This is a genomic window from Flavobacterium tegetincola DSM 22377 (assembly GCF_000425485.1).
GTDB lineage: Bacteria > Bacteroidota > Bacteroidia > Flavobacteriales > Flavobacteriaceae > Flavobacterium > Flavobacterium tegetincola.
In genome coordinates this window covers 123,742-137,983 of record NZ_KE384389.1, presented here as the reverse complement: position 1 = coordinate 137,983, position 14,242 = coordinate 123,742, and the positions used below count along the sequence as shown (strand labels likewise).

Annotated in this window: 13 protein-coding genes; 6 read left to right on the top strand and 7 right to left on the bottom strand. The window is 36.4% G+C overall.

Annotation, left to right across the window (positions count from 1 at the left end; genetic code table 11):
- Nucleotides 1-56: 56 nt before the first annotated feature.
- The gene (locus tag H602_RS0117490; RefSeq protein WP_026979183.1) at nucleotides 57-896 is read right to left on the bottom strand and encodes a MotA/TolQ/ExbB proton channel family protein; all 840 of its coding nucleotides are present in this window, start codon (nucleotides 894-896) and stop codon (nucleotides 57-59) included.
- A gap of 460 nt (nucleotides 897-1,356) precedes the next feature.
- On the opposite strand from H602_RS0117490, the gene H602_RS0117485 reads away from it, so the two are divergent.
- A complete protein-coding gene (locus tag H602_RS0117485; protein ID WP_026979182.1) occupies nucleotides 1,357-2,871 on the top strand; it encodes a helicase HerA-like domain-containing protein in 1,515 nt (504 codons plus the stop codon).
- A 4-nt stretch (nucleotides 2,872-2,875) separates the two neighbouring features.
- Nucleotides 2,876-3,238, top strand: coding sequence for a cupin domain-containing protein (locus tag H602_RS0117480; RefSeq protein WP_026979181.1), 363 nt, complete (start codon nucleotides 2,876-2,878; stop codon nucleotides 3,236-3,238).
- Nucleotides 3,239-3,271: 33 nt separating this feature from the next.
- On the opposite strand, the gene H602_RS0117475 is transcribed toward H602_RS0117480, so the two are convergent.
- Nucleotides 3,272-4,612: an FAD-dependent oxidoreductase gene (locus tag H602_RS0117475; RefSeq protein WP_026979180.1), complete on the bottom strand. Its 1,341-nt coding sequence runs from the start codon at nucleotides 4,610-4,612 to the stop codon at nucleotides 3,272-3,274.
- A 150-nt stretch (nucleotides 4,613-4,762) separates the two neighbouring features.
- Here H602_RS0117475 and H602_RS0117470 point away from each other — a divergent pair, with 150 nt between their 5' ends.
- The 4 genes from H602_RS0117470 (at nucleotide 4,763) to H602_RS0117455 (ending at nucleotide 8,512) form a co-directional block, all read left to right on the top strand.
- Nucleotides 4,763-5,401: a flavin reductase family protein gene (locus H602_RS0117470; protein ID WP_026979179.1), complete on the top strand. Its 639-nt coding sequence runs from the start codon at nucleotides 4,763-4,765 to the stop codon at nucleotides 5,399-5,401.
- Entirely contained in the window at nucleotides 5,401-5,541 is a 141-nt protein-coding gene (locus H602_RS19750) for a DUF2256 domain-containing protein (RefSeq protein ID WP_084404287.1), read from the top strand. The genes H602_RS0117470 and H602_RS19750 overlap by 1 nt, the downstream gene beginning before the upstream one ends.
- Nucleotides 5,542-5,607: 66 nt before the next feature.
- Complete coding sequence (locus H602_RS0117460) at nucleotides 5,608-6,891, top strand: DASH family cryptochrome (protein WP_026979178.1); 1,284 nt, start codon at nucleotides 5,608-5,610, stop codon at nucleotides 6,889-6,891.
- A gap of 88 nt (nucleotides 6,892-6,979) precedes the next feature.
- Complete coding sequence (locus H602_RS0117455; protein ID WP_026979177.1) at nucleotides 6,980-8,512, top strand: cryptochrome/photolyase family protein; 1,533 nt, start codon at nucleotides 6,980-6,982, stop codon at nucleotides 8,510-8,512.
- A gap of 257 nt (nucleotides 8,513-8,769) precedes the next feature.
- Here the strand turns inward: H602_RS0117455 and H602_RS0117450 are convergent, their stop codons facing one another.
- The 5 genes from H602_RS0117450 to clpP all read right to left on the bottom strand — a co-directional run bounded on the left by H602_RS0117450 (nucleotide 8,770) and on the right by clpP (nucleotide 14,145).
- Nucleotides 8,770-9,855: an agmatinase family protein gene (locus tag H602_RS0117450; RefSeq protein WP_026979176.1), complete on the bottom strand. Its 1,086-nt coding sequence runs from the start codon at nucleotides 9,853-9,855 to the stop codon at nucleotides 8,770-8,772.
- A 220-nt stretch (nucleotides 9,856-10,075) separates the two neighbouring features.
- Nucleotides 10,076-10,435 (bottom strand): four helix bundle protein, encoded by a 360-nt coding sequence (locus tag H602_RS0117445; protein WP_035759954.1) that lies wholly within the window; start codon nucleotides 10,433-10,435, stop codon nucleotides 10,076-10,078.
- Between the two features lie 174 nt (nucleotides 10,436-10,609).
- On the bottom strand, nucleotides 10,610-11,905 hold the full coding sequence (kynU, locus tag H602_RS0117440) for a kynureninase (RefSeq protein ID WP_026979174.1): 1,296 nt from the start codon (nucleotides 11,903-11,905) through the stop codon (nucleotides 10,610-10,612).
- Nucleotides 11,906-12,150: 245 nt separating this feature from the next.
- On the bottom strand, nucleotides 12,151-13,386 hold the full coding sequence (clpX, locus tag H602_RS0117435; protein WP_026979173.1) for an ATP-dependent Clp protease ATP-binding subunit ClpX: 1,236 nt from the start codon (nucleotides 13,384-13,386) through the stop codon (nucleotides 12,151-12,153).
- Between the two features lie 78 nt (nucleotides 13,387-13,464).
- Nucleotides 13,465-14,145 (bottom strand): ATP-dependent Clp endopeptidase proteolytic subunit ClpP, encoded by a 681-nt coding sequence (clpP, locus tag H602_RS0117430; protein WP_026979172.1) that lies wholly within the window; start codon nucleotides 14,143-14,145, stop codon nucleotides 13,465-13,467.
- Nucleotides 14,146-14,242 lie beyond the last annotated feature (97 nt).

Genomic DNA, 14,242 nt, shown 5'->3' with positions numbered 1-14,242 from the left:
ATACCTGGTCAATTGCAAAGAATTGACCAGGTAATTATATTTATTATTGTTTTGAATTAACCTCTTAAACTTCCTCTTGAACGTCTGTAAGTTCCTACGATAGTAGAAGCCGCTTCGTCAATTGAGTAAGTTAAAGTATCAATTTTAGACGTAAAGAAATTATAAGAAATAATTGCTAATGCAGAAGTTGCAATACCTGTTGCCGTGTTAATCAAGGCTTCAGAAATACCATTTGCCAATGCAGCCTGATCTGGAGCTCCAGAAGTTGCCAATGCACCAAATGCAGTAATCATACCCGCAACCGTTCCTAAAAGACCTGCTAATGTTCCTAAAGATACTAATGTAGAGATAACAGTCATGTTTTTCTCCAACATTGGCATTTCAAGAGAAGTAGCCTCTTCAATTTCTTTCTGAATCGTTTCTGCCGCAGCTTCACTATCAAAACCTTCACGTTTAACTTCGTTATATTTAATTAAAGCTGCTTTAATTGCATTTGCTACAGAACCTTTTTGTTTGTCGCAGTCAGCAATAGCTCCTTCAATATTTCCAGCTACGATATTAGCTTGAACATCTTTCATGAATTTATCTAAGTTTCCAGTTCCACCTGCTTTAGAGATCACGAAGAAACGCTCAATAGAAAACACAACTACCATTACCAATAATCCGATCAAAACTGGTACGATTTTTCCTCCTTTGTAAACCATTCCCATATAATTTCCTGGAAGCGGGTGACCCGAATTGTCTCCACCTTCAAAATTTCCTGGAGCACCCATTATGTATCTCCAGATTAGAATTCCAATTCCAATACATGCTACAATTGCAATTCCTGCGAATAAATTTCCGCCAGTTGAACCACTTTCTTTCTTCGCTACACTAGCATTTGATGCGTTTGCCATTTTTTTTAATTTTTAGTTTTTTAAATGTAATCGCTGCATTTTAAAACAGCATTTTTTATTTAATTATTTTAACAGAACGACAAATTTATATTTTTAGACCATATAAAAAAATAAAATATCTCATTTTATTCATTATTAACATTAATTTCTGAAATGTAAGCTCCTTTTCGAAATGTTTCAATTGTAATAAATTTTCAGTTATTGGTTAAATTTATTGAGGATACGACCTGAAATCAGACTTGCATCACATATTTTTAAGTAATAGACTGCTAAATACACAAACAAATCTTCTGCATTACTTAGAACTCAAAACGCCATAAAATTATTGTCCTACGTTTTAAAAATAACATTAAATTTACATCTATTGGCTTACAAATTGGTGAATAGTTGCAAAAAACTACTTTATAATTTAAAATTGTTCGTATTTTAGACTTCGATTTAAGCTCAACTTACATACAACATGAAATCAAAAGAAGATTTTCTAGAAACGATAAATAGCGGATACAGCTTTAAAGGCGAAAGTATTATTTTAGGTGGCGCGATGTTAGACGGCTCCACACTTCCTGATACCTATGTGAAGATACCTTTAAAAACATTAAACCGACATGGACTCATTGCAGGTGCTACTGGAACGGGTAAGACAAAAACAATTCAAGTTCTTTCCGAACAGCTATCTTTGCATGGCATTCCGGTTTTAATGATGGATATTAAAGGCGATTTTAGTGGAATTGCCGCTCCTGGCGAAGCACTTCCTTTCATTGTCGATCGCCATGCAAAAATAAATCTCCCCTACTCAACCGCTAAGTTTCCCGTTGAATTACTGACATTATCGCCACAAAACGGCGTTCGACTTCGTGCTACGGTATCGGAATTTGGCCCTGTATTGTTCTCAAGGATTCTTGATTTGAACGATACGCAATCCGGGATTGTATCGATTATCTTTAAGTATTGTGACGATAACAAGATGCCGTTACTGGATTTGAAAGATTTCAAAAAAGTCATCAACTACATTACGGATGAAGGTAAAGCAGAAATCACGGAACATTACGGCAAAATATCAACTTCCTCTACCGGGACGATTTTGCGAAAAATTATCGAACTCGAACAACAAGGCGGCGACATTTTCTTTGGTGAGAAATCATTTGATGTAAGTGATTTAATGCGTATTGATGACGAAGGTAAAGGGTATGTTAATATCCTTCGATTGACGGACATTCAGGACAAACCAAAACTATTTTCTACCTTCATGCTGAGCTTGCTTGCTGAAATTTACCAACAAATGCCAGAACAAGGCGACTCGGGACGACCTGAATTGGTACTTTTTATTGACGAAGCTCACCTGATATTCAATGAAGCCAGTAAGACGTTGCTCGACCAAATAGAAAGTATCGTCAAGTTGATACGTTCTAAAGGTGTTGGAATTTATTTCATTACCCAAAACCCGATGGACGTTCCGAGTGGAATACTAGCACAATTGGGATTGAAAATCCAGCATGCGCTTCGGGCGTTTACTGCAAATGATAGAAAAGCGATAAAAAGCACTGCCGAAAACTATCCGATTTCCGAATTTTATAAAACCGACGAGGTACTAACAAGTCTAGGTATTGGAGAAGCTTTAGTAACCGTCTTAAACGAAAAAGGAATCCCAACCCCACTTGCCGCAACGATGCTTAGAGCGCCAATGAGCAGAATGAACATCCTTGACGACGCTGAAATTTCAGCGATCAACAACAATTCCAAGCTAGTAAAAAAGTACAGCGAAGTCATTGATCGAGAAAGCGCTTATGAAATCTTAAATAAAAAGATTCAAGAAGCTGTTAAAGTCGAAGAAACCAAAGCTACAGCTGCAAAGCCCGCTACCAAAACAAAAGCGGAACCCATGAGCGACACCACTAAAACAGTGATAAAAGTACTAACCAGTGCTACCTTTATTAGAGGCGCTTTTGGAATCCTTAGTAAAATGTTTAAAAAATAATCCTATGAAAAGATACACCTTACAATCCGCTCCATTCGTAGTCCCTACGACAGACGGAAAGCTAATAGAAGAGCATTTCGGGAAGGCTACTGATGGCAACTCAGACATCTCAATAGCACACATGGTAGCACCTCCCCATTGGACTGAGCCTTTCCAACGACCAGAATTCGCAGAATATACTTATATTATTAGCGGAAAAAAGCAATTCATTATTGAAGATGAAGTTGTGATTTTAGAAGCCGGACAGTCGATAAAAATTGAAGCAAATACCCGCGTTCAATACTCGAACCCTTTTGACAAAAAATGCGAGTACATATCAGTTTGTACACCAACGTTTGATTTCACAAAAGTGCATCGAGAGGCATAAAAAAAGGTAAGCTTTCGGGCTTACCTATATTATTTATTTTAATAATTCTAGAATTCGTTGTTCCACTTCTGGCGAATCCCATTTTTCTTCGATATTATTCATTTTCAAAACCTCTTGCATGATCTCATTTTGAGCATCACCAATCGCTAAAGCTTCCGCATAAGGTTGCAAACTAAAAGTCACACGACTGTATAATGGCGTCCATTTTTCAGGATGTTTATCTGAAAACCATTTTTCAATTTTCTTTTGTAAAATGAAATTAGCATCGGCAGTCAAATCGCTCATTTCTATAAAGTTTCGCTTGGAAAGTTCTGCTATTGCATCTGCGTTAGGCTTGCGTGAAATTTCGTACTCAGAGAAAATTTTCTTCCAATCGTCTCCGTACTTCTGCATCATTTCATGCAGAACCGTAATGTCTTCAAATCCAGCATTCATACCTTGACCATAAAAAGGAACAATAGCGTGGGAAGAATCGCCTATTAAAGCTACTTTATCTTCATACGTCCATGGAAAACATTTCATGATTGCCAAATAACTGGTTGGATTTTTAAAGAAATCACGTACCAAATCGGGAATCACTTCTTTAGTGTCTGGAAAAAATTCAGCGAAAAATGCCGTTAAATCTGCCTCAGTTTTAATATTTTCAAAAGAATTTTCACCTTTAAACGGCATAAATAAAGTACATGTAAATGAACCTTGCAAATTAGCCAACGCCATCAACATGAAATTTCCACGAGGCCAAATATGCAATGAGTTTTTATCTAATTTATGAGAACCGTCTGCGTTGGCAGGAATGTGTAATTCTTTATACCCAATTTCCATGAATTCTTGTGAATAATCAAACATGGATTGACGCTGCATTCGGTGTCGGATTCTAGAAAATGCACCATCGGCACCAAAAACCATATCAAATTTCAATTCTCTCCAAGCGTCTTGTTCGGTTTCACCCTCAAATAAAGTGACTGTTGCCAAATTAACGTCCCAAATTTTATGTTCAAAGAAAAAATCTACACCTTCTTTTTCAGCCAAATCAATCATCTTTCGATTTAAGATTCCACGGGAAAGCGAGAAAATTGCTTCGCCCTCCTTGCCGTAAAATTGATTGTTTAGCGTTCCGTCTTTAAGGTGAATCCCTCTTTTATTAACCGGAATTCCAATTTTACGAATTTCTTCGTCCAATCCAATGTCTTCTAATGTTTTCCAGCCTCTGTCCGACATTACCAAATTAATGGATCGTCCTGAAAACTCAATATTTCTAATGTCTGGACTTCTGTCAAAAACAGAAACGGAATGACCCGCTCTTTTAAGGTAAATTGCCAATAGTGTTCCAACCAATCCGGAACCTACAATGGCCATTTTTTGAGGCGTTTGCATGAATTTCTTATAAGAATTACGAAATACAAAAGTACTGAAATAATAAAAGTAAGCATTCATTTCTTTTAACTATTTCGTCCTAAAGCTTTATTTTTTGTTTAAATTATTTACCTTTACGTTAAACAAATTATATTTGCAAAAATTTTACGCATGAAAGAATTCGACCATTCAACCATAGACTCCATGTTAAAAGTACCACGTCTCAATTTGATTAACGCGATTACGGGTTACAAATCGGCTAATTTAATTGGAACTATTTCGTCCGAAGATGTTTTGAATGTAGCTGTAATAAGTAGCGTTACACATTTGGGTAGTAATCCTCCGATGCTAGGTTTTATGCTTCGTCCGATGCCCACTGCTCCAAAAGACACGTATAGAAATATCAAGGACAATCATTATTTTACAGTAAATAGCATCACCAAAACGATGATTGCAGCTGCACATCATACTTCTGCCAATTACTTACCTGAAATTTCAGAGTTTGACAGAACCAATTTGGAAGCGGAATTTCTAGATAATTTAAACGTCCCGTTTGTAAAAGGAAGTCCCGTCCGATTATTATGTAAGTATTTAAATGAATATAAAATTGAAGAAAACGGCTGCATGCACCTCATCGCTTCAATTGAAAAGATTTTCATTGAAGATGAATTACTGCAAGACGATTTTTCAGTGCGATTAGATTTGGGTGAAATCGTAGCTATAAATGGAGTTGACGGTTATGCACTTCCAAAACTTATAGATCGATTTACATATGCACATCCAGACCAACCCACGAAATCCGTTTTATAATGGCGCACAAAAAAGTAAATCTTCCCGAAAAAATATGTAAAACCTGCAAACTCCCTTTCGCTTGGCGCAAAAAATGGGAGAAAAACTGGGAAGTCGTTTTATATTGCAGTGAAAAATGCAGGCGTGCAAAAAACGGATAGCAATCCGATTTCTCTAGTGAGAATTTTAATCATTATTATTTTTTAAACTTAAATCTTTATCCTCTAATGAACAATCTTGTTTGGTTTACTACTAATTTAAGAGTTGACGACAATCTAGCTTTAGCTGAAGCATGCAAAAATGCAGAAAAAACAGTTGCTGTATATTGTTTTGATCCTCGACATTTTGCAGAAACTAAGTACGGATTTAGAAAAACGGAACGATTCAGAGTAAAATTCTTGATTGAAAGTGTCGCAGAATTGCGTGAAAATTTACTAAGGTTAAATATTAACTTGTTGGTTTATTTCGAAAAACCAGAAAATGTCATTCCTAAATTAGTAGATGAACATAAAATTGCAACTATTTATTTTCAAAAAGAATGGACCAGTGAAGAATTCGATGTTTTTGAAAATCTACAGAGAAATGGAAGACTTAAGGAAGTAAATTGGAATGCATTTTACTATCAATTTTTATTTCATCCTGAAGATATTCCGTACCAAGATATTGACAACTTGCCACAAGTTTTTACCGTTTTCAGAAAAGAGTGTGAGAAAAAAGTATCGGTTCGAGAAGTAAACTCGATTTCAGCAAAGTCAGAAACAAATCTGATTATGAATGAAACAGTCATCCCAACATTAATGGACTTGGGATTGGATTCCTTTGAAGTACATCAAAATACTGCATTCCCATTTAAAGGAGGAGAAAACCAAGCGTTGAAGCGGATTGATAATTACTTCTTTGAAACTCAAAATCTATCGCAATACAAACAAACCCGGAACGGACTAATTGGTGCCAATTACAGTTCAAAATTATCGGCCTGGCTGGCAAATGGAAGCGTCTCTGCCAAAACTATTTATTGGAAAGTCAAAGAGTATGAAGCGGAATTTGGCTCAAATGAAGATACGTATTGGTTGATTTTTGAATTGATTTGGAGGGATTATTTTAAATATATTTCAATGAAGTTTGGAAATAGAATATTTAAACTCGACGGCATTTTGAATAAAAACTACGAATGGAAATTCAATCAGAAAGCGTTTAATCAATGGACTTCTGGAAATACGAGTGAACCTTTTGTCAATGCAAATATGATTGAACTCGCAAAAACCGGATTTATGAGTAACCGGGGACGGCAAAATGTAGCAAGTTTTTGGACCAAAGAATGGCAACAAGATTGGCGAATTGCCGCTGCTTACTTTGAAAGTTTACTCATTGATTACGACGTTCATTCTAATTATGGCAATTGGATTTACAATGCCGGCGTTGGAAATGACCCGCGAGATCGGAAGTTCAACATTAAACGACAAGCGGAAATGTATGATGGAAATCAGGCTTTTCAGAAGCTGTGGTTGTGAAAAATTTGTTTCAAGTTTAAAGTTTCAAGTTATGTTGGACGATTCCGAACTTGAAACTTGATAACTTGAAACTTGAAACAAAAAAATTATGAAAAAACTACGCTTAATTCTTGGCGACCAACTCAATCACGATCATTCTTGGTTTGATAAAAAAAGTGATACTACGCTTTACATCATTGCGGAAATGCGTCAAGAAACCGATTATGTAAGACATCACATACAGAAAGTGGTGGCATTTTTTCTATCGATGCGGAATTTTGCGCATTATCTAAAAAATAACGGACATCAAGTTCAGTATTACAAAATTTCTGATTCTAATAACACAATTGAGTTGACCGCTTTACTCTCAAATTTAATTGAAAAAGAAAAAATTACGCGATTTGAATACCAACTTCCTGATGAATATCGACTGGATGTTCAATTAAAGGATTTCTGTAAAACTTTAAAAATCGAATCGCAATCCTACGATACCGAGCATTTTTATACGTCAAGAACAGAACTCACCGCATTTTTTAAAGGGAAAAAATCGTTATTGATGGAAAGTTTCTATCGTGAAATGCGGAAGAAACACAACATTCTCACCGTAGGAGATTTGCCTTTAGGCGGAAAATGGAATTTTGACCACCAAAACCGCAATAAATATAAAGAGGAAGTTCCAATTCCTTTTCCATTGCAATTTGAAACCGACGTTTCTGAAATTGTAAAAGAAATTGAAGAGCAGAATATTTCTACAATGGGAACTATTAATGCTAAAAATTTTGAATGGCCGACGAATCGGAAACAGTCTTTGGAAGTACTTAATTATTTTTGCGAACATTTACTAGAACATTTTGGAACTTATCAAGATGCCTTGTACACTGGTCATAAATACCTATTTCACTCCCGGATTTCTTTCGCAATGAACAGCAAAATGATTGGTCCGAAAGAGGTAATTGATACAGTTATCAACTATTTTCATGCGAATCAAGAAACCATTGAGCTTTCGCAAGTTGAAGGATTTGTGCGACAAATTTTAGGTTGGCGGGAATATGTCCGTGGCATATATTGGAAAGAAATGCCAGAGTATAAATCCAAAAACACGCTCGAAAACACTGGCAAGCTACCTGATTATTTTTGGACTGGAAAAACAAAAATGAAATGTTTGCAGCACGCGCTTTCGCAAAGTTTGGATACGGCATATGCACATCATATTCAGCGTTTGATGGTAATAGGAAACTTCACTTTATTGACACAAATACATCCGAATCAAGTGGATGCTTGGTATCTTGGCGTTTACATTGACGCAATTGAATGGGTAGAATTACCCAACACGCGAGGCATGAGCCAATATGCTGATGGCGGAATTATGGCTACAAAACCCTACGTTTCTTCTGGAAGTTACATCAATAAAATGAGTAATTATTGCAGCGGATGTCATTATAATGTCAAAGAAAAACTGACGGATAATGCATGTCCATTCAACAGTCTATACTGGCATTTTCTGGATGAGAAAAAAGAACATTTTACCAATAATCACCGGATGGCGATGATGATGAGTTTGCTAAAAAAGATGGAACCTAGTGAATTGGCCGCTACGAAAGAGAAGGCGATTTCTTTGATGGAAAATATTGAAAATTTATAGCTAAATCTACATTGGTCTACTTCGTCATGCTGAATTGTGTTCAGCATCTAAAAACGTTATTGAGATTCTGAAACAAGTTCAGAATGACAAACGTTTTTTCTTGTCCTGCTGAATTTAGTTCAGCATCTAAAAAAATATTGATGAAAACCTGAGACAAGTTCAGAATGACAAAAATCTACACAGACTGCACAAATTTTGACAAATTAATTTCTTTATAATCTGTGTAAATTCGTGCAATCTGTGTAAAAATGTTTTATTTATTTTTTAAAAACAATCGTTTCTCCAACGTGCAATTTATTATTCTTAGCCAAAACGCCGCACATGTGAAACAACATTCGAGCACCTACGTTTCCGTCCCAATCGTCGTTTTCGCCAGGAGCGACTTCCACTAAATCAAAACCGATAATTTCTTTTCCGCTCTCGGCTAATTTTGATAATAAATAAGTAGCTTGTTCAAACGAAAATCCACCAGGAACAGGCGTTCCCGTATTTGGACAATACCAAGGATACATGCCGTCAATATCAAAACTAATCAACACTTTTTGCGGTAACGCATCAATAATTGCCTCACATTGACTTTTCCATGAAGTCCCTTCATAGGTTTCACGTTTTAAATCGCGGTCGGTGAAAACTACCACTCTATCTTTTTGCGCAACCTCCACTTCCTGTTCACAAAAATCACGGATACCGACTTGCACAATTTTAGAAATTTGTGGCAAATGCAACGCATTATACATAATTGAAGCATGTGAATAGGTAAAACCTTCATAGGCAATTCGCAAATCCATGTGCGCGTCAAGATGCAAGATTCCAAAATTGTCGTGCAATGTCGCCATCGCTTCGTAATAGCCTAAAGGTGTCGAATGGTCTCCTCCAAGTAACGCTACTTTTTTACCTTTTTTAGTCCAATATAGAACGCGTTCCCGCAATGTTTCTTTCATTTCATGACACACCGCGTTGATTTTATCCAAATCACTTTGCAACTTTGGGTGTTCTGCAATCACTTCGCCTTTTTCTAAAGCTTCAATAATTGGCTGTGCCAGAGCTTTGTATTCCGCACTTTGTTGGCTCCAATTATCTGAATGTTGTCCTAAGTCTAAATGCATTCCTAGTTTCCATAATTCAGGAAATTCTTGGTGGTGCAAATCAACTTGAAAAGACGCATCCAAAATGGCTTGAGGTCCTTCCGAAGCGCCTGCGCCATAACTCACGGTTACTTCCCAAGGCACGGGAATGATTATAATTTCGCTTTCTTCTGCTGAAAAAGGTAATCCGAATATACTTTCGTCCGCTAATCCGGGCTGGGATGGGTTGAAGTTTTTTATTTTTTCTTGTTTGGTCATTTTTAAAAGGGATTGAAAGATTGAAAGACTTAAGGACTGAAAGACTAGCAACCTAGATTTTATATTTTATAGGGATTGAAAGATTGAAAGACTTAAGGATTGAAAGACTAGCGGTCTAGATGTTAAATTTTAAATAATTGAAAGATTGAAGGACGTAAAGATTGAGAGATTGAAAGACTTGCAACCGAGTTGTTATTTGTAAAAGATTGAAAACACAAAATTAATAATTACTACGCAATTTTTTGATGAAATTATTTATCATAACCATTATTCGATAGAGTTCTTTTAAAAGTACTGCAACAGTTTCTGGATTTGCATATTCTAAATCTTGAGAAATTAAAATTTGAGTTTCGATTTCTCTGCAAGAACCTAAAGAATATTCTAGAAAGCGAACAAAATCTTTATCTGAACTTCTTGAAGAACCTTCAGCAATATTTGATGGAACTGAAACTGCAGCTCGTCGAATTTGCGAAATAAGTCCAAATTTTTCATCGTCAGGAAACTTCTTTGTCAGTTTATAAATTGGTGTACAAATTGCCAAACTCGCTTTCCAAATTTCTAATTCTTTATAGTTATGCATAATTTATATTGAATTTGATTGAAAGATTGAAAGACGTAAAGATTGAGGGATTTTGATATGTAAGGATTGTCTGTTCTTCTATCATTTTGTCTTTTTGTCCCTTTATCTTTCTATCCTTTTGTCTTTCTATCTTTCTATCCTTTTGTCCTTCTATCTTTCTATCCTTTTGTCCTTCTATCTCTTCACAGAAAGAATTCCCTCTTTCAATATTTGTCCAAACTCATACATGTCTTCATACGAACAATACAAAGGAACTGGTGCAAGTCTAATAACGTTTGGTTCCCTCCAATCCGTAATAACTCCTTTATTCATTAAATATTCGAACAAGGCTCTTCCTTCTCCATGCAAGAAAACAGATAATTGAGAAGCGCGTTCTTCGGGATTTGAAGGAGTGATGATTTCAAAAGTACTATCTACTTCTTTGTCTATTTCGTGTAAAATAAATTCTAAATACGAGGTGATATGATCACGTTTTTTAATTAAAGCCGGCATTCCAATTTCAGCAAACATTTCCACAGAAGCCAAATAAGGCGCTAGCGATAAAATAGGTAAATTACTAATTTGCCATCCGTCTGCTCCTTCAACTGGATCAAATTGCGGCTCCATTTTAAAACGACGTTCTTTATTATGTCCCCACCAACCGGCGAATCTTGGTAAGTCTGAATCCTTGTGGTGTTTGCAATGTACAAAACAACCTGAAGCATTTCCGGGTCCCGAATTCATGTATTTATAACTACACCAAGCGGCAAAATCAACTTCCCAATCGTGCAATTCAAGGTGAATATTTCCGGCAGCGTGGGCCAAATCCCAACCTACAAAAGCACCGGCTTTGTGACCTGCAGCTGTAATGGTTTTTATGTCGAAAACTTGTCCCGTATAATAATTTACACCACCAATTAAAACTAAAGCCAACTCATCGCCTACTTCCTCAATTTTAGCCAAAACATCTTCAAGACGAATGTTGTGTTCGCCTTCGCGACGTTCAATTTCCACAATCATATCAGACGGATTCAAACCTAAATGTTGGGCATGAAAATGTACTTGACTTTGAATCATGTATTGGTCACTTGGAAACGCTTTTGCTTCGCAAAGGATTTTATATCTTTTAGCGGTTGGTTGATAGAACGAAACCATCAGCAAGTGTAAATTTACCGTCAAAGTATTCATCACCGTAACTTCACTTGGCAATGCGCCAACAACAGCACATAATGGATTTGCAAAACGTTCGTGGTAATCCCACCAAGGTTTGTCTGCATAAAAATGTCCCTCTACCGCAAGTTCTGCCCAATCCGTCATTACTTCATCCACAAAAGTTTTGGCTGATTTGGGTTGCAATCCCAATGAATTTCCAGTAAAATAGATGACTTGTTTTCCGTTTACTTTTGGAAAATTAAATTCATCTCTATATTTACTTAAAGTATCTTGTGCATCGAGTTGTTTTGCGAATTCTCGGGTATTTTGAAAAGTCATGGTTGGTTTTTTAGTGGCGTAAAAATAATGAAAAAATTTGAGGTTGAATAATTGAAAAGGCATGGAATCCGTTTTTTGCCACAGATTAAAAAGATTAGAAGGATTTTATATTTTTTAAAAGTGTTTTGCGAGACTAAAGAATCTTTTGAAATCATTTAATCTGTTACAAAGTTTTTACTAAAGATTAAAGCAAAAAAAATCCCGACAATTAGCCGGGATTTGTTATTAAAATTTGAATGATTTACTTACGAAGCTATTTCCAAACGCTTCAATAAATTTTTATTCAAAGTATGTTCTGCATATTCTCTGTCAATTTTTAATTCTGTTTCATCAGAACTTGGCAAGTCGTACATCGCATCCGTTAAAATTGCTTCACAAAGAGAACGCAACCCACGAGCTCCTAATTTGTATTCCAATGCTTTATCAACGATGAAATCTAATGCTTCGTCCGTGATGGTGAAATCAACATCATCAATAGAAAACAATTTCTTATATTGTTTAATTAACGCGTTTTTAGGTTCCGTCAAAATCGCTCTCAATGTTTCTCTATCCAATGGATCCATGTGCGTCAACACTGGAAGACGACCTATGATTTCTGGAATCAAACCAAAATCTTTAATGTCTTTTGGGATGATGTATTGCAGTAAATTGTCCTTATCAATGTTATCCACATTTTTAGACGTACTGTAACCCACCGCTTGACGATTCAGACGTTTTGAAATAATTTTCTCTACACCATCAAAAGCGCCACCTGCTATAAACAAGATGTTTTGCGTGTTTACCTCTACAAATTTCTGGTCTGGATGTTTACGACCTCCTTTTGGCGGTACATTCACAACCGTTCCTTCTAAAAGTTTTAGCAAAGCTTGCTGAACTCCTTCTCCAGAAACGTCTCTCGTAATCGATGGATTGTCGCTTTTACGAGCAATTTTGTCAATTTCATCAATAAATACAATACCTCTTTCGGCTTTCGCCAAATCATAGTCGGCTGCTTGAAGTAAACGTGTCAAAATACTTTCTACGTCTTCCCCAACATAACCTGCTTCTGTTAAAACTGTTGCATCTACAATCGCTAAAGGCACGTCCAACATTCTTGCAATGGTTTTAGCCACCAAAGTTTTACCTGTTCCCGTTTGTCCCACCATAATGATGTTACTCTTCTCGATTTCTACATCATCTTCGGTTTGCAATTGCATCAAACGCTTGTAGTGGTTGTAAACCGCCACTGACATTACCTTTTTGGTTTGGTCTTGACCGATTACATATTGATCTAGAAAAGCACGAATTTCCTTCGGTTTTTTCAAAATCAAATCGCCTACATTCTTTTTACTGCCTTTGTTCGCTTTGAGTTCTTCCAAAACAATTCCGTGTGCTTGCTCAATGCATTTGTCGCAAATATGTGCGTCAATTCCTGCAATTAGCAAGTCGGTTTCTGGTTTCTTCCGACCACAAAATGAACATTCTAAAGTTTGTTTTGCCATTATTTTTTTGTTGTCCGTTATCGGTTGTCGGTTGTCGGTTTCGCGCTAAACTGGAAACTGGCAACAGACAACTGAAAACTATTTAATCTCTCTTCTCAACACTTCATCAATCATTCCGTATTCTTTTGCTTCATCGGCAATCATCCAGTAGTCGCGTTCACTGTCTTTATGCACTCTATCAAAAGATTGACCTGAATGGTCAGAAATGATTTTGTACAATTCGTCTTTTAATTTTAACATTTCACGCAAGTTAATTTCCATATCTGTAGCAACTCCTTGAGCACCTCCTGATGGTTGGTGAATCATAACTCTTGAATGAGGCAATGCCGAACGTTTTCCGTTTGCACCTGCACAAAGTAAAACAGCTCCCATAGACGCGGCCATTCCTGTACAAATTGTTGCTACATCTGGTTTGATGTACTGCATCGTGTCGTAAATCCCCAAACCTGCATAAACGCTTCCTCCTGGAGAGTTGATGTAAATTTGAATATCTTTTGCGGCATCTGCACTTTCCAAGAAAAGCAATTGAGCTTGAACGATATTTGCAATTTGATCGTCAATTCCTGTCCCCAAGAAAATAATACGGTCCATCATCAAACGTGAAAACACATCCAGTTGTGAAACATTTAGTTGACGCTCTTCAATAATATAAGGCGTCATGTTTGTTGGCGTCATTGCACCAACTATTTTATCGTAATACATTGCATTTACACCTTGATGCTTTGTTGCAAACTTTTTAAATTCTTTACCGTAGTTCATATTTTTAGTTTAAAGTTTAAGGTTTAAGGTTGTTCGATTTTGTGCGAAGTCCTTAAACAGAGAAAAACAAAAAGCGCCAAAATAAATTCTGACGCTC